The sequence below is a fragment of the Shinella sp. S4-D37 genome (genome assembly GCF_040812195.1).
Lineage (GTDB): Bacteria > Pseudomonadota > Alphaproteobacteria > Rhizobiales > Rhizobiaceae > Shinella.
Map to the genome: position 1 here is coordinate 2,537,114 of NZ_JBFNXL010000005.1, position 15,102 is coordinate 2,552,215.

The 15,102-nt window shown below is 68.1% G+C and carries 14 protein-coding genes; 10 read left to right on the forward strand and 4 right to left on the reverse strand.

Features of this window, described 5'->3' with window-relative positions; genetic code table 11:
- Nucleotides 1-96: 96 nt before the first annotated feature.
- The 4 genes from AB3G45_RS19955 to AB3G45_RS19970 all read left to right on the forward strand — a co-directional run bounded on the left by AB3G45_RS19955 (nt 97) and on the right by AB3G45_RS19970 (nt 4,380).
- Entirely contained in the window at nt 97-2,430 is a 2,334-nt protein-coding gene (locus tag AB3G45_RS19955; RefSeq protein ID WP_367832193.1) for a glucose/quinate/shikimate family membrane-bound PQQ-dependent dehydrogenase, read from the forward strand.
- Between the two features lie 167 nt (nt 2,431-2,597).
- Nucleotides 2,598-3,059 (forward strand): hypothetical protein, encoded by a 462-nt coding sequence (locus AB3G45_RS19960; RefSeq protein WP_367832194.1) that lies wholly within the window; start codon nt 2,598-2,600, stop codon nt 3,057-3,059.
- A 213-nt stretch (nt 3,060-3,272) separates the two neighbouring features.
- Nucleotides 3,273-3,773: an N-acetyltransferase family protein gene (locus AB3G45_RS19965; protein ID WP_367832195.1), complete on the forward strand. Its 501-nt coding sequence runs from the start codon at nt 3,273-3,275 to the stop codon at nt 3,771-3,773.
- A gap of 22 nt (nt 3,774-3,795) precedes the next feature.
- Complete coding sequence (locus AB3G45_RS19970; protein WP_367832196.1) at nt 3,796-4,380, forward strand: DJ-1/PfpI family protein; 585 nt, start codon at nt 3,796-3,798, stop codon at nt 4,378-4,380.
- Nucleotides 4,381-4,610: 230 nt separating this feature from the next.
- Here the strand turns inward: AB3G45_RS19970 and AB3G45_RS19975 are convergent, their stop codons facing one another.
- Together AB3G45_RS19975 and AB3G45_RS19980 are read right to left on the reverse strand one after the other, a co-directional pair.
- Nucleotides 4,611-5,519, reverse strand: coding sequence for a c-type cytochrome (locus AB3G45_RS19975; RefSeq protein WP_367832197.1), 909 nt, complete (start codon nt 5,517-5,519; stop codon nt 4,611-4,613).
- A gap of 118 nt (nt 5,520-5,637) precedes the next feature.
- Nucleotides 5,638-6,084 carry a cytochrome c gene (locus AB3G45_RS19980; RefSeq protein WP_367832198.1) on the reverse strand — a complete coding sequence of 149 codons (447 nt, stop codon included), beginning with the start codon at nt 6,082-6,084 and terminating at the stop codon, nt 5,638-5,640.
- Nucleotides 6,085-6,273: 189 nt separating this feature from the next.
- Here AB3G45_RS19980 and AB3G45_RS19985 point away from each other — a divergent pair, with 189 nt between their 5' ends.
- Nucleotides 6,274-7,458: a glycosyltransferase family 87 protein gene (locus AB3G45_RS19985; RefSeq protein WP_367832199.1), complete on the forward strand. Its 1,185-nt coding sequence runs from the start codon at nt 6,274-6,276 to the stop codon at nt 7,456-7,458.
- A gap of 132 nt (nt 7,459-7,590) precedes the next feature.
- Here the strand turns inward: AB3G45_RS19985 and AB3G45_RS19990 are convergent, their stop codons facing one another.
- A complete protein-coding gene (locus AB3G45_RS19990; protein WP_367832200.1) occupies nt 7,591-8,193 on the reverse strand; it encodes a superoxide dismutase in 603 nt (200 codons plus the stop codon).
- 207 nt (nt 8,194-8,400) lie between these two features.
- Here AB3G45_RS19990 and AB3G45_RS19995 point away from each other — a divergent pair, with 207 nt between their 5' ends.
- From AB3G45_RS19995 to AB3G45_RS20005, 3 genes are all read left to right on the forward strand, one after another.
- Entirely contained in the window at nt 8,401-8,805 is a 405-nt protein-coding gene (locus AB3G45_RS19995; protein ID WP_367832201.1) for a hypothetical protein, read from the forward strand.
- 85 nt (nt 8,806-8,890) lie between these two features.
- Complete coding sequence (locus tag AB3G45_RS20000; RefSeq protein ID WP_367832202.1) at nt 8,891-9,778, forward strand: serine hydrolase domain-containing protein; 888 nt, start codon at nt 8,891-8,893, stop codon at nt 9,776-9,778.
- Between the two features lie 72 nt (nt 9,779-9,850).
- The gene (locus tag AB3G45_RS20005; RefSeq protein WP_367832203.1) at nt 9,851-11,005 is read left to right on the forward strand and encodes an MFS transporter; all 1,155 of its coding nucleotides are present in this window, start codon (nt 9,851-9,853) and stop codon (nt 11,003-11,005) included.
- A 74-nt stretch (nt 11,006-11,079) separates the two neighbouring features.
- On the opposite strand, the gene AB3G45_RS20010 is transcribed toward AB3G45_RS20005, so the two are convergent.
- Nucleotides 11,080-11,469: a hypothetical protein gene (locus tag AB3G45_RS20010; protein WP_367832204.1), complete on the reverse strand. Its 390-nt coding sequence runs from the start codon at nt 11,467-11,469 to the stop codon at nt 11,080-11,082.
- Nucleotides 11,470-11,714: 245 nt separating this feature from the next.
- On the opposite strand from AB3G45_RS20010, the gene AB3G45_RS20015 reads away from it, so the two are divergent.
- Entirely contained in the window at nt 11,715-13,271 is a 1,557-nt protein-coding gene (locus AB3G45_RS20015) for a helicase HerA-like C-terminal domain-containing protein (RefSeq protein WP_367833629.1), read from the forward strand.
- A 293-nt stretch (nt 13,272-13,564) separates the two neighbouring features.
- Nucleotides 13,565-15,094: an ABC-F family ATP-binding cassette domain-containing protein gene (locus AB3G45_RS20020; RefSeq protein ID WP_367832205.1), complete on the forward strand. Its 1,530-nt coding sequence runs from the start codon at nt 13,565-13,567 to the stop codon at nt 15,092-15,094.
- Nucleotides 15,095-15,102: the final 8 nt, after the last annotated feature.

Sequence of the window (15,102 nt, forward strand, 5' to 3'; positions counted from 1 at the left end):
AGCGTCACGAATTCGCCCTATTCTCTCCCGTGTCCCTCCTTGAGCCGGACGTCTTGTCGGCCTCCTCCCCGGCCGGCAGCACCAACGGAGATCCCCATGTTGCTCACGCTGACCGCCGCCCTCATCGCCATCATCGGGTTGGTGCTGACGGGCGGAGGCGGGTGGCTGCTGTCGCTCGGCGGCAGCCCCTACTATCTCGTCACGGGCCTTGCCTTCCTCGCCACGGCCGTGCTGCTCGTGCGCCGCTCCGGCGCGGCGCTCTGGCTTTATGCCCTCGTCATCCTCGGTTCGCTCGGCTGGGCGGTCTTCGAGGTGGGCTTCGACTGGTGGCAGCTCGGCCCGCGCGGCGGCGTCATCGTGCTCCTCGGCCTGTGGCTGATGCTGCCGGCCATCCGCCGCCCGCTCGGCTTTTCCAGCCCCACCGGCACGCCCTACCCGGCCTCGGCGCTGCCGCTCGCCGTCGCCGTCCTCGTCTCCATCGGCGTTGCCGGCTTTGCGATGACGCAGGACCCGCACGACATTGCCGGCAGCCTGCCGACCGAGGCCGCCAACGCCACGCCCGCCCTCGGCGGCGACGTGCCGGCCGGCGAATGGCACCAGTACGGCCGCACGCCATACGGCCAGCGCTATTCGCCGCTCGACCAGATCAACACGGACAATGTCGGTACGCTCAAGGTCGCCTGGCAGTACCAGACCGGCGACGTGAAGCTGCCCGACGACGTCGGCGAGACCACCTACCAGGTGACGCCGCTCAAGATCGGCGACACGCTCTACCTGTGCACGCCGCACAACTGGGCGATCGCGCTCGACGCGGCGACCGGCAAGGAGAAGTGGAAATACGATTCCAATTCCGGCATGAACCCGGACCGCCAGCACCAGACCTGCCGCGGCGTTACCTACTATGCCGATCCGGCCGCGACGGCCGGCACCGCCTGCGCCGCCCGCGTCTACCTGCCGACCTCGGACGCCCGGCTGATCGCGCTCGACGCGGCGACCGGCGACGTCTGCACGAGCTTCGCCGAGAACGGCGTGCTGCAGCTCGAACAGGGCATGCCCTACAACCCGGCCGGCTACTACTATTCCACTTCCCCGCCCGTCATCACCGACGGCAAGATCATCATCGGCGGCGCGGTGAACGACAACTACTCCACCCAGTCGCAATCGGGCGTCATCCGCGCCTTCGACGTCGATACGGGCGCCCTCGTCTGGAACTGGGATTCCGGCAACCCGGACGTCACGACGCCGCTGCCCGAGGGGCAGGTCTATACGGTGAACTCGCCGAACTCCTGGTCCGTCTTCAGCTATGACGACGCGCTCGGCCTCGTCTATATCCCGCTCGGCAACCGCGTGCCCGACCAGCTCGGCATGGGCCGCAGCGAGCATGTCGAGAAATATTCCTCCTCCATCGTCGCGCTCGACATCAAGACGGGCGCCGTGCGCTGGGTGCGCCAGACGGTGCATCACGACCTGTGGGACATGGACGTGCCGGCCCAGCCGGCGCTGATCGACATCACGAAGGACGGCGCGACCATCCCCGCCCTCGTCGGGCCGACCAAGCAGGGCGACATCTACGTGCTCGACCGGCGCACCGGCGAGCCGATCGTCCCCATCGAGGAGATACCGGCGCCGACCGGGGCGATCCCGGAAGATTTCACCGCGCCCACCCAGCCGATTTCCGACCTCACCTTCTCGCCGCCGCCGCTGACGGAAAAGGACATGTGGGGCGTGACCATGTTCGACCAGCTCGCCTGCCGCATCGATTTCCTGTCGATGAAATACGAGGGCCGCTACACGCCGCCCTCGCTGGAGGGCACGATCGTCTATCCCGGCAATTTCGGCACGTTCAACTGGGGCTCGGTCGCGGTCGATCCGGAGCGGCAGGTGATGTTCGGCATGCCGACCTACCTCGCCTTCACCTCCCGCCTCGTGCCGCGCGACCAGATCCCGCCAAAGGGCCAGGACGAGAAGGGTTCCGAGCAGGGCCTCAACCGCAACGACGGCGCACCCTACGGCGTCTTCATGGGCCCGTTCCTCGGCCCGCTCGGCATTCCCTGCCAGGCGCCGCCATGGGGCTATGTCGCGGGCGCGGACCTTGCCACCGGCAAGATCGCCTGGAAGCACAAGAACGGCACGGTCATGGACATGACGCCGCTGCCGCTGCCCTTCAAGGTCGGCGTGCCCGGCATCGGCGGGCCGATGATCACCAGGGGCGGCGTCGCCTTCCTCGGCGCGGCGGTGGACGACTACCTGCGCGCCTACGACCTGACGAGCGGCCGCCAGCTCTGGGAAGCCCGCCTTCCCGCCGGCGGCCAGGCCACGCCGATGACCTACACGGCCGGCGACAGGCAATATGTGCTGATCGTCGCCGGCGGCCACGGCTCGGTCGGCACCAAGCCCGGCGACTACGTCATCGCCTATACGCTGCCGTAGCAGCATCGAAGCCGCCGGCCTTCTGCCCCCTCGTGGGGGAGATGCCGGCAGGCAGGGAGGGCCTGGCCATCCCTGCGGAGCGCACCAAAGGCGAGTCGCAGGGGCGCAAGTCTCGCAAAAGCTGTGGCGGATAGGGTTGCCTGAAAATCATTTCAGGGAGCCCTTTCATGAAGATCGACGGTAGCCTCTACACCGCCTACGCCTTCAGCAAGCCGCGCGCGACGAGCGAGGACAGCCTCTACAACGAGGCCGGCGGCAACGGGGCGGGCGGCAACGCCTCGGCCCGCAACGTGCCGACCGTCGCCCCCGTCACCTCCCTCTCCTCCAGCTTTGCCAACGCGCTCTGGCTGACCCAGGCGAAACTCGACAAGACGGAGGTCGAAGCGGACGGGCTCGTCGCCGAGTTCATGGCGCTTTCCAAGATGACGCCGGTGGAGCGGCTGCGCAAGGAACTGCTGGAGGCGATGGGCCTCACCGAGGAGAGCCTGGCGCAGCTTCCTCCGGAGACGCGCTCGGCGATCGAGGAGGAGATCCGCCGCGCCATCAAGGAACAGCTCGGCGTCGACGAGACCGCCGGCGGGGCGGAAGGGCAAGCCGCCAGCGCCGGCCAGGAGGAAGCGGAGGTCTGACCACCTCCGCTTTCATCCCCTTTTTCTTGCGAGGCCCGATTGACAACGGGCGCAATTTCGAGAATATCGCGTCCATGATCACGAACGCACCCATCGCCGCGACGTATTTTTGGCTGTTCCGATAAGGAGCGGCTGTTCGATCATGTCAACAAGCCGCCATCAGGCGGCTTTGTTGTTTCTGGCACCTGATGGCACGAAAACCAGGAGCCCGAAATGCACAACACCGTCATCAAACTCGACCCCGCCGCCCTCGACCGCCCGCCGATGCTGACCATCCGCGCCGCGCGCCCGGGCGACCTCCAGCAGATCCTCGACATGATCGCCCTGCATGCCGAATGCCACGGCGACACGGCGAAGCTCTCCGCCGCCGACCTTGACCGCGACCTTTTCGGCGCCCATCCCTGGATCACCGCCCTCGTCGCCGAAGCCGGCGGCCGGCTCCTCGGCTACGCGCTGCTCGTGCCGATGTACCGCGCGCTCGAAGGCCTGCGCGGCATGGAACTGCACCAGATCTTCGTGCGCAAGGACCACCGTGGCCAGGGCATCGGCCGCCACCTCGTCTCGCGCGCCCGCGAGCACGCCCGCATCGCCGGCTGCGGCTACCTTTCGGTGAGCGCGGCGACGGGCAATTTCGGCGCGCACCGCTTCTACGAGGAGATGAACTTCCGCGCCGGCCCCGTCACGGGCATGCGCTACGTCCAGTCCCTGGGCTGATCTATTCGAAGAGGAGACCGACATGGCGAAGCGACTGGCCATCGTGCTGACCGAGGGTTACGCCGACTGGGAATGCGGCCTGCTGATGGCGACGGCGCGCCACGAATGCGGGGCGGAGACCGTGGTCCTGACGCCCGGCGGCGCGGACGTGACCTCGCTCGGCGGCGTCTCCATAAGGTCCGCCGGCCGGGCGGAGGACGCCGCGCCCGGCGATTTCGACGTCTTGGTGCTGTGCGGCGGCACGATCTGGCAATCCGGCGCGGCGCCCGATCTTTCGGCGCCGGTCGCGCGCTTCGTTGCGGCCGGCAAGCCGGTCGCCGGCATCTGCGACGCGACGCTGGCCCTCGGCCGCCTCGGCCTGCTCGACGACCGGGCGCATACCGGCAACTATCGCGGGCAGTTGCCGCAGGCCGTGCCCGGCTACCGTGGCGCGGCGCTCTACCGCGACCAGCCGCAGGCCGTCCGCGACCGCGCCGTCATCACCGCCTCGGGCGCCGCCCCCGTCTCCTTCGCCCGCGAGATCCTCGACGCCATCGGCCTCGGCTCCGCCGACCTGTTCGACGAACTTGCGATGCATGGCGACGAGCACCGCAAGGCGGCAGGGTGATCGCCTTCGGCCTCAGGTCCATAGCCTATGAAATGCGGCGTTGCCCCATTCCCTTCTCCCCAGCGGGGAGAAGGTGCCGGCAGGCGGATGAGGGGGATGTCGGCACACAAACGATCCGGTAGAGCCACCCCCTCATCCGACCCTTCGGGCCACCTTCTCCCCGCGGGGGAGAAGGGGATGGGCAACGTTTCATACCTTATCCCGTCTTCTCAGGCCCGGGCCACTCCGCCTCAATGCGCCGGGATCGCCTTCAAATAGGCCGCGATCGCCTCGCGGTCTTCCTTCGGCAGCAGCGCCAGGTTCTTCTGCACCGACACCATGGCGCCGCCGACGCTGTCGAAGTCGGGCGTGAAGCCGGTTTCGAGGTAACTCACGATATCGCCCGCGCTCCAGCTGCCGAAGCCGCCCCCGGCCGGCGTGATGTTGGGCACGCGGCCCTCGCCTTCCGGGTTCGGCCCGCCGGCGAGCCACAGGTCGGTCTTCAGCCCGCCGATGACGTCGCGCGGCGTGTGGCACTCGCCGCAATGGCCCGGGCCTTCCACGAGGTACTGTCCGCGCCTGACGGCCTCGTCGGCATCTTGCAGCGCGACGCGCGGCGCCTCGTCGAGATAGAGGAACTTCCAGCCGCCGAGCGCCAGGCGCAGGTTGAACGGGAACGGCAGGTCATGGCCGGGCGCCACGTTGCCGCTCTTCGGCAGCGTCTTCAGGTAACCGTAGAGGTCGGCGATGTCCTTGACCGTCATGTGCGCATAGGAGGCGTAGGGGAAGGAGGGGTAGAGGTGCTCGCCGTCGCGGCCGGTGCCGCGCTTCATCGCGTCGCCGAATTCCGCCAGCGTCCAGGCGCCGATGCCGGCCGTCTCGTCGGGCGAGATGTTGGGCACATGGAAGGTGCCGAACGGGCTCTTCAGCGCAAGGCCGCCCGCCAGCACCAGCTTCTGCTCGTCCGCCGCGCCCGGCGCGGCATGACAGCTCGTACAGCCGCCGGCATGGAAGATGCGCTCGCCGTTCGCAAGGTCCGGCGCGCCCGCCGAAGCCCAGGCCTCGGCCGGCAGCCGGCCGGGCGCGGTGATGAACAGGAAGGCGCCCGCACCGATCGCGCCGAGCACGACGATGCCGCCGAGAAGTTTCCCGAGTGCCATGGCAATTCCCCCTCGCCGGCCGCGCGAGCCCGTCATCGCGGCATCCGGACATGGATCGCCGCCCCGGCGGCGCGCCGGGACGATCTCTCTTCGTTTCGGGTGGAATGGCCTACCGCGGTCACTTCTTGACGCGGTAGACCTCGTGACAGCCGCCGCAATTGGGGCCGATCGCCCCGAGCGCGGCGCCGACGGCCGCCTGGTCGGCCGGCACGCCGGCGGCAAGCACCGCATCGGCATCGGCGCCGAACTTGGCGGCCTTCGCCTTGAAGTCGTCCATCGCCTCCCAGATCTTCGGGCTGGCCTCGGTTTCATGGCCCGCCTCGGAACCGGCCGGGAACTGGTCCGGGAAGGCCTTGGCCACGTCGCTCATGGTGGTCAGCGAGGCCTTGACGATCTCCGCGTCATAGGGCTTCTCGCCCTTGGCGATGCCGGCAAGCCCGCCCATGGCGCCGCCGACCTTCTTCATCATCTCCTGGCGGACGACCTGCGGCTCGTCCGCCGCCACGACGGCCCCCGCGCCGATGACCGCAAGCGCGGCCGCGGCTGCCAAAGTCCTGAACTTCATCGGGTTCTCCCGGTTGCTGGCGGGCGGTTTCCTCCGCGCCGCCGGTTTACGATGCATGGGCATATTTGCATTTTGGGCGATTCCACACAGTAAAATCTTTTTGATGGCCCGCCGGCAAGGCGCTTGAAACGTTCCTTTACCTTGCCGTGGCAGGGTTTCGGCGATCCTTGCCCGAAAGCGCCCCGGCCCATGAAACGAGTTGCCGATCCCTTCCTTGCCGTCTTCATCCTCGCGGCCATCGCCGGCGCGATCGCCATCATGGCGGTCGCGCTCGAACCGGGTGCCCCGAGCCTTCGATGGACGGACAAGGACTTTGCCAACTACTGGGTCGCCGCCGGGCTGGCGCTGGAGGGGCGCATCGGTGAGGTCTTCGGCCCGCAGGCGGCTTACCTTGCGCATATGCGGTCGCTTTTCGGCGCGGACTATCCCTGGCATGCCTGGAGCTATCCGCCGCACTACCTTCTGCTGATGCTGCCGCTTGGGCTTCTGCCCTACAAGGCGGCGCTGCTTTCCTTCGTGACCGCGACCTTCCTCTTCCTGTGTGCGGCCGCGCGCCTTGCCTGCCCCCGGCCGCGATGGTGGCAGCTCCTGCTGCTGCTTCCCCCGATCCTCACCAACGGCATCGCCACGCAGAACGGCTTCCTGCTCAGCGCCTTGATGCTGGCGGGGCTTGCGTTGCGCGACCGGCGGCCAATCGTGGCGGGACTGTGCTTCGGGCTGCTCACCGTCAAGCCGCAGCTTGGTGTCCTGCTTCCGCTGCTGTTGCTCTGGGAGCGTCAGTGGGTGGTGATCGCCAGTGCCAGCTTCACCGCCTTGGCGCTTGTCGCTCTTTCCGCCGCCGTGTTCGGCGTCGAGGCATGGACCGGCTACATCGACCAGATCATCCCCTACCAGACCGCCGTCATGCGGGAAGCGGAGGGAATCTTCCTGCACATGATGCCGACAGTCTACGGCTCGGTGCGCAGCCTGGGGGGGGACGCCGCATCGGCGTTCACGGCGCACCTGCCTTTCGCCGTGGCGATGCTCGCACTCTACGGCGCCAGCCTGCCCCGTCTTGCCCGACCGGACATGCGCGCGGCGAGCACGCTGTTCGCCACCACGCTCGCCGTGCCCTATCTCTTGAACTACGATCTCGTCGCGCTCATCATCGCCGCCGTGCTCTGGACGGAGCGCGGGCCGCTCCACCCGTCATGGCGCCGCACCCTCATCGGCCTTTCCCTCATTGCGATGATCATGCCGGGCCTCGGCCTGCTCGGCTGGCCGGTCGCCCCCGCCGTCATCCTGGCCGCCTGGCTCGGTCTGCTCTATCGGGCCGATGGCCTGCCGCGACCGGCTGGCCGGCGGGATGCGGGGGGACCGACGCTGCGGACCTGAATGCGGGTGCCTTTCATTCAGGGCCGGGGCCGTCGTGTCGGCATCCGCGCCACCCTCATTCCTCTTGTCGATGAAAGAAAAACCCCGGCCGTTCCCGGCCGGGGTCTCCTGAATTCGAAAGCGCAAAACGCCTTACTTCGTGGCCGCCTCGTAGCGTTCCAGGACGTAGTCCCAGTTGATCAGGCTGTCGACGAAGGCCTCGAGGTATTTCGGGCGGGCGTTGCGGTAGTCGATGTAGTAGGAGTGCTCCCAGACGTCGACGCCGAGGATCGGGCTTGCGCCGTGCACCAGCGGGTTCTCGCCGTTCGGGGTCTTGGAGATGGCGAGCTTGCCGTCCTTGACGGAGAGCCAGGCCCAGCCGGAGCCGAACTGCGTGGTGCCGGCGGCGACGAAATCGGCCTTGAACTTGTCATAGCCGCCCAGGTCGCTGTCGATCGCCTTCGCAAGGGCGCCCGGCAGGCTCTTGCCGCCGCCGCCCTTCTTCATCCACTTCCAGAAATGGACGTGGTTGTAGTGCTGGCCGGCATTGTTGAAGAGGCCCTGGTTGGTGCCGTAGGACTTCTTGACGATCTCTTCCAGCGAGAGGTCCGCAAGGCCCGCTTCCTCCGCCAGCTTGTTGCCGTTGTCGACATAGGCCTTGTGGTGCTTGTCGTGGTGATATTCGAGCGTTTCGCGCGACATGAAGGGCGCGAGCGCATCGTAATCGTAGGGAAGCGGCGGAAGTTCGAAAGCCATCGTGGTGTCTCCTCTTGGCGACGGAATTTTTTCAATGAAATCCGTGAGCGAAACATAGGAGCGGCAAGGGGAAGAGGCAACCGCCCGGGTTCCAATTTTTCCTGGCATGCGACAAAATCATTCCCGATTCCCCTGCTCTTTCAACGACAAGCGGAACCGGATGCGATTTCGGACATTTTGTCCGATATCCCCGATACGGAGCTTCACATGCATCTTCGCCTCCTTTGCGCCCTCCCCCTCGTCCTTGCCGCCCCGTTCGCCGCACCCCTCGCCCATGCCTCCTCGCCCGATGCCTGGGAGGAATTCCGCGCCGACGTGGAGAAGCGCTGCCTTGCGGGCCTGCCGGAAACGCTCGGCACGCCGAACGTCTTCGTGGAGCCGACCGGCACCCAGTCCTTCGGCCTTGCCGCGATCGAGGGGCTCTCGCCGGAATCGAAGAGCCAGATCACCTATCTGTGCGTCTACGACAAGCAGAAGAGGACGGTCGAGGTCTCGCCGCCCATCGCCGCCGAGTTCCTGCATGTCGTGCGCGAAAGCGAGCGCGAGGCGGCCGCCGCCGAACGGGCGAAGACGGGCGACGACAAGACGGTAGACGAGGCCGGGCAGGAATAGTCCCGCCTTCTCGCCCCCGGACTTTCTTTCGAAGGCACCTCCATGCCAAACTTGGCGACCGATTCCCCAGCCGCCGGAGGCCCCGTTGAACGACCTCGACACCCTGCTTGCCGCTGGCGGCTCCACGGCGCTGCTCGCCGTCAGGGGCCGCGAGGTGGTTTTCGCGCGCGGCTTCCATGCCCATCGCTCCAGCGTCGCCTCGGTGCGCAAATCGCTGATCGGCCTCCTCTACGGCATCGCCGTCGAGGCCGGCGAAATCGACATGAGCGCCACGCTGGCGGACCTCGGCATCAACGATCTCTCGCCGCTGACGGCAGAGGAGAGGCAGGCGACGGTCGCCGACCTCCTGGCATCGCGCTCCGGCGTCTACCACCCTTGCGTCTACGGCATGGAGCCGGGCCGGCCGGCGCGCGGCAGCCACGCGCCCGGGACGTTCTGGTACTACAACAACTGGGATTTCAACGCGCTCGGCACGATCTACCGGCAGGAGACTGGCCGCACGCTCGCGGCGGCCTTCCGCGAATACGTCGCCGATCCCCTCCGGATGCAGGATTTCGCCGTCGAGGACATTTCCGACGTTGCCGGCCCGCAATCGCGCCATCCCGTCTACAAGATGCGCCTTTCCGGCCGGGATCTCGCGCGTGTCGGCGTGCTGGTCCTTGAAGGCGGCCGCTGGGAGGGCCGGCAGGTCGTGCCGCAGGCGTGGGTGGCGGAGAGCACGCGGCCGCTAACCGATCTCGGCGGCGGGCGCGGCTACGGCTATCTCTGGTGGTCGGCGGCGGCGAACGCGCTGGGCGACGCCCTCGCGACGGACTGGCCGATCGTCTATGCCAGCGGCGCGGGCGGGCAATATATCATCGTTATACAGGCGCTCGACCTCGTCGTGGTGCACCGGGCGGCGGATGTCGACAAGGGGATCAGCCATGCACATATGGGCAGCATCCTGCACGCCCTGCTCCGCACCATCGCCTGAACCGCCCCTTCCCAAACAGGCCCCTCATCCGATATGGAGGAGCGCGCGCCGATGCGGCGCCGGGAGCCCTTCATGCCGTCCTCGTCGTCAACCGTCTTCTTGCCGGACTGGCCGGCCATTGCCGCCGTCATCCTCGGCGTCACCGCCTTTTCCGTGGCGCAGGGACTCACCTATCCGCTGATCTCGCTGACGCTGGAGGCGCGCGGCTTCTCGCCGGCGCTGATCGGCGTCAACGCGCTCGCCTTCGCCGCCGGCCTTGCCGCCTCGACGCTGCTGCTCGGCAGCCTGACGGCGCGCTGGCGGGCCGACCGGCTGATCATCGCCAGCCTCGTCGGCTGCTCGCTGTGCCTTGCCACCTTCGCGGCGTCGTCCTCCTTTGCCGTCTGGTTCGTCGCCCGCTTCCTGCTCGGCTTCTTCGCCAGCCTCATCTTCATGCTCGGCGAAGCCTGGCTGAGCGCGGCCTGCCCGGACCGGCTGCGCGGCCGGGTCTCCGGCATCTACGGCGCCGGCATGTGCGCGGGCTTTGCCGCCGGGCCGCTCGCCATTCCGCTGCTCGGCAGCGAGGGCGGGCTCGGCTTCGCGCTGACCGCCGTCTACCTTGCCATCGTCGCCTTCGCCACCGCCATGCTGATGTTCTCGACCCGGACCGTGCCGGAACCCTCGTCCACGGGCGACGTCTTCCGCTTCTTCAGGGCCGCGCCGCTGCTCGTCGGCATGGTCTTCGTCTTCGGCTTCGCCGACATCGCGGCGATTTCCGCCATGCCGGTCTATTTCGTGAAGACGGGGCATACGGAGGCCTTCGCGGCGATCAGCGTGACGGTGCTGGCGCTGCCGACGGCCATCGCCCAGCCCTTCATCGGCCTCCTGCTCGACAAGCTGCCGCGCGAGCGCGTCGCCATGGCGGCCGTCAGCACCGCGGCGGCGAGCTATCTCATCCTGCCCTCGATGCAGTCGGAGATCGCCATCCTTTCGGTCTTCGCGCTGATGGGCACGGCCACCTTCTCGCTCTATACCTGCGCGCTGACCATGCTCGGCGAGCGCTACAGCAGCGCCATGCTGGTGGCCGGCGCCGCCGCCTTCGCCCTCGCCTATGCGGCCGGCAGCGGGGCGGGCTCGGCCCTGACGGGCGCGATCATGGAGGCCGGCGGACCGAAGGCGGGGCCGCTCGCCGTCGGTATCGGCCTGACGCTCTTCACCGCCGCGCTGATGCTGGCGCGGCGGCGGTAGGGGCATTTCCTCTATCTGCCGGCACAGGTGACATTCCTGCCTACCCTTGTCTGTCCGGGCTTACAGTGGCCCGCTCAGACGAACTGGCTGAGGCCCGGGACGGAGGCGACGACTTCGTCGACCACCTCGGCACCGGCATGCTCGCGGGCAACCGCCATGGTTTCCCTGGCAAGGCCGGTGATCTCGCCCATGCCGAGACCCTGGCTCATCAGCTGCTGGCCGAGGCCCATGACGCCGCCGCCGCCGATGGCGCTCATCAGCCCGCCCAGCAGGCCCCCGCCCTCGCCTTCGCCATTGTACCGGGCGACCAGTTCGGAGGCGCCCGGAATGGCCTCGATCATGCGGGCGACCGGGCCGTCGGCGGCCTCGCGCTGCAGGAAGCCGAGCATCATGCCGATGGCCTTTTCCGCGAGGGCCGCCTCGATGCCGACGGCATCGGCAACGCGGGTGACGAGTTCGTTCATGGAATATCCTCCGAAAAGAATTGACGTTAACGTCAAGGTAAATGAATTGCCCGGCAAACTCAAGCCGGCCGCACGAGGCCCCACGGCCGGGCGGGCCCCCTTTGAAAGCGTGTTGTTCCCGTGCCGGACTATCCTTATAACCTGCCTGAGACGATTCAATGAAAACCTGCCCGGCGCGGCGATGCGCCCACGGGCGGCGACCGGTTCGGAACGGCTTTCGAGGGAGTTTCAACGTGACGGAATCCATTCTTCAGGACGGAAAACTCTATATCGGCACCAGCCGCAAGCCGGACGACAGCAACAACAAGCCGGAATACCTGGATTTGAAGTTCGGCAACCGCCACGGCCTCGTGACGGGCGCCACCGGCACCGGCAAGACGGTGACGCTGCAGATCCTCGCCGAGGGCTTTTCCAATGCCGGCGTGCCGGTGTTCTGCGCCGACGTGAAGGGGGACCTGTCGGGCATCGGCGCCATCGGCGAGGCCAAGGACTTTTTGCAGAAGCGCGCCGACCAGATCGGCCTGACGCCCTACGAGTTCCAGCAGTTCCCGGTGATCTTCTGGGATCTCTACGGCGAGAAGGGCCACCGCGTCCGCACCACCATTTCCGAGATGGGCCCGCTCCTGCTGTCGCGCCTGATGAACGCGACGGACGCGCAGGAAGGCGTCATCAACATCGCCTTCAAGATCGCCGACCAGGGCGGCCTGCCGCTGCTCGACCTGAAGGACCTCCAGGCGCTGCTCAACTATATGGGCGAGAATGCCTCGGCGCTCTCCAATCAGTTCGGCTTCATCTCCAAGGCCTCGGTCGGCTCGATCCAGCGCGAATTGCTGATCCTCGAACAGCAGGGCGCCGAGCAGTTCTTCGGCGAGCCGGCGCTGAAGATCTCCGACATCATGCGCACCACCAATGACGGGCGCGGCGCGATCTCGGTGCTCGCCGCCGACAAGTTGATGATGAACCCGCGCCTCTACGGCACGTTCCTGCTCTGGATGCTCTCGGAACTGTTCGAGGTGCTGCCGGAAGTGGGCGATCCCGACAAGCCGAAGCTCGTCTTCTTCTTCGACGAGGCGCACCTGCTCTTCAACGACGCGCCGAAGGTGCTCACCGAGCGCGTCGAGCAGGTCGTGCGCCTCATCCGCTCCAAGGGCGTCGGCGTCTATTTCGTCACCCAGAACCCGCTCGACGTGCCGGAAACCGTGCTCGCCCAGCTCGGCAACCGCGTGCAGCATGCGCTGCGCGCCTATACGCCGCGCGAGCAGAAGGCCGTGAAGACCGCCGCCGACACCTTCCGCCCCAACCCGGACTTCAACTGCGCCGAGGTCATCACCAATCTCGGCACCGGCGAGGCGCTCGTCTCGACGCTGGAGGGCAAGGGCGCGCCTTCCATGGTGGAGCGCACGCTGGTCCGCCCGCCGGCCTCGCGCCTCGGCCCGGTCACCGAGGCCGAGCGCAAGGAGATCATGGGCGTCAGCCCCGTCGCCGGCCTCTATGACGAGGATTTCGACCGCGAATCCGCCTACGAGATGCTGACCGCGCGCGCCAAGAAGGCGGCCGATGCCGCCGCCGCGCAGGAACAGGCGGAGGCGAGCCCGCAGTCCTCCGGCGGCAGCCGCTGGACCCTGCCCGGCTTCGGCGACGACGAACCCGCCGCCCAGCCCGCGCCCAAACAGCCGAAGGCCCGCTCCGGCTACCAGCGCGAGACCGTGGCGGAAGCGGCGATGAAGTCCGTCGCCCGCACCGTCGCCTCCTCGCTCGGCCGCGCGCTGGTGCGCGGCATCCTCGGCAGCTTGCGGCGGTAGGGCTGCGGGCGGCTCCGCCCGCTTGCCAAACCCCGCAAGCCGATGCTATCCCTTCCCCGTTCGCAACACGCAACAGAGGGCTGCGCGTGAAGACCGACTTCCTGCCGAACCGCACGCATGGTCCTGATCTTGCCCTGCAGATGCGTTTGCAGGGCTGATCGGAACGAACACCTCTTCTTCTGGTCCGCCTTACCGGCGGATGCGGCTTTGGCCGCATCCCTGTCCCTAGAGCCATTCCGCGTGACCGACGGCCGATGCCGCGCCGCGGGGCTTTGAAGACCAGAGATCGTTCCATGTCGCTCATCAACATCCGCGCCCTCGGCGTCACCCTTTCCACCCCGCTTTTCGCCGATCTCAGCCTCTCCGTCGCCGCCGGCGACCGGATCGGCCTCGTCGCCGCCAACGGGCGGGGAAAATCCACCCTGCTCAAATGCATCACCGGCGCTTTCGAGCCGACGACCGGCGAGATTTTTCGCGCCCGCGGCCTCACCGTCGGGCATATGGAGCAGAACCTTCCCGCCGGCCTGGAGGCGCTGACCTTCCGCGAGGCCGTGCTGAGCGCCCTTTCCCCCGAACAGCAGGAGAGCGAAGGCTGGCGGGCCGATGTCACGCTGGAGGAGCTGGAAGTGCCCGAGGCGCTGCGCGAGCGCCCGCTCGGCCAGCTCAGCGGCGGCTGGCAGCGCATCGCGCTGATCGCCCGGATGCGGGTCGGCGAGCCGGACGTGCTGCTCCTCGACGAGCCGACCAACCATCTCGACCTGTCGAAGATCGCCCGGCTGGAGGGGTGGCTCGCCAGCCTGCCGCGCGACATGCCGGTCGTCATCTCCAGCCACGACCGCGCCTTCCTCGACGCCGTGACCAACCGCACGCTGTTCCTGCGCCCCGAGCGCTCACAGGTGTTCGCGCTTGCCTATTCGCGCGCCCGCGCGGCGCTCGACGAGGCGGACGCGGCCGAGGCGCGGCGCTTCGAGAAGGACATGAAGGCGGCTCAGCACCTGCGCCAGCAGGCGGCCAAGCTCAACAATATCGGCATCAATTCCGGCAGCGACCTCCTGGTGGTCAAGACCAAACAGCTGAAGGAACGGGCCGGGCGGATCGAGGACGCCGCGCGCGCCGCCCACCAGGAACGCTCGGCCGGCGCCATCCGCCTTGCCAACCGCGGCACCCATGCCAAGGTGCTGGTGACGCTGGAGGACGCCGCCATCGAGACGCCCGACGGCGCGCTGCTCTTCCGCACCGGCCGGAAATTCATCTGCCAGGGCGACCGCATCGTGCTGCTCGGGCTCAACGGGGCCGGCAAGACGCGGCTCGTGCGGCGGCTGCACGCGGCGATCACGGCGGCGGGCGCCGATCATCAGGGGGGCATCAAGGCGACGCCCTCGCTGGTGCTCGGCTACGGCGACCAGGCGCTGTCGGACCTTTCCGACGCCGAGACGCCGCACGGCACGATCATCCGCCGCTTCGATGTCGGCGACCAGCGGGCGCGCAGCCTGCTTGCCGGCGCCGGGCTTTCCATCGAGATGCAGGGGCGGCCGGTGGGGCAGCTTTCCGGCGGGCAGAAGGCGCGGCTCGGCATGCTGGTGCTGCGGCTGACCGACCCGAACGTCTACCTGCTCGACGAGCCGACCAACCATCTCGACATCGAGGGCCAGGAGGCGCTGGAGCGCGAGCTGACGGCCAACGGGGCGAGCTGCCTCTTCGTCTCGCACGACCGCGCCTTCGTGCGGGCGGTGGCCAACCGCTTCTGGGTGATCGAGAAGCGGCGGCTCATCGAGGCGGACGGGCCCGAGGCGTTTTTCGCCGAGGCGGCCTTGTCGGGGTGAGCCGTCCG

Excerpts from the sequence above, each read along its gene's own strand:
- AB3G45_RS19955 (WP_367832193.1), top strand. The coding sequence starts at position 97 with ATGTTGCTCACGCTGACCGCCGCCCTCATCGCCATCATCGGGTTGGTG.
- AB3G45_RS19960 (WP_367832194.1), top strand. The coding sequence starts at position 2,598 with ATGAAGATCGACGGTAGCCTCTACACCGCCTACGCCTTCAGCAAGCCG.
- AB3G45_RS19965 (WP_367832195.1), top strand. The coding sequence starts at position 3,273 with ATGCACAACACCGTCATCAAACTCGACCCCGCCGCCCTCGACCGCCCG.
- AB3G45_RS19970 (WP_367832196.1), top strand. The coding sequence starts at position 3,796 with ATGGCGAAGCGACTGGCCATCGTGCTGACCGAGGGTTACGCCGACTGG.
- AB3G45_RS19975 (WP_367832197.1), bottom strand. The coding sequence starts at position 5,519 with ATGGCACTCGGGAAACTTCTCGGCGGCATCGTCGTGCTCGGCGCGATC.
- AB3G45_RS19980 (WP_367832198.1), bottom strand. The coding sequence starts at position 6,084 with ATGAAGTTCAGGACTTTGGCAGCCGCGGCCGCGCTTGCGGTCATCGGC.
- AB3G45_RS19985 (WP_367832199.1), top strand. The coding sequence starts at position 6,274 with ATGAAACGAGTTGCCGATCCCTTCCTTGCCGTCTTCATCCTCGCGGCC.
- AB3G45_RS19990 (WP_367832200.1), bottom strand. The coding sequence starts at position 8,193 with ATGGCTTTCGAACTTCCGCCGCTTCCCTACGATTACGATGCGCTCGCG.
- AB3G45_RS19995 (WP_367832201.1), top strand. The coding sequence starts at position 8,401 with ATGCATCTTCGCCTCCTTTGCGCCCTCCCCCTCGTCCTTGCCGCCCCG.
- AB3G45_RS20005 (WP_367832203.1), top strand. The coding sequence starts at position 9,851 with ATGCCGTCCTCGTCGTCAACCGTCTTCTTGCCGGACTGGCCGGCCATT.
- AB3G45_RS20010 (WP_367832204.1), bottom strand. The coding sequence starts at position 11,469 with ATGAACGAACTCGTCACCCGCGTTGCCGATGCCGTCGGCATCGAGGCG.
- AB3G45_RS20020 (WP_367832205.1), top strand. The coding sequence starts at position 13,565 with ATGTCGCTCATCAACATCCGCGCCCTCGGCGTCACCCTTTCCACCCCG.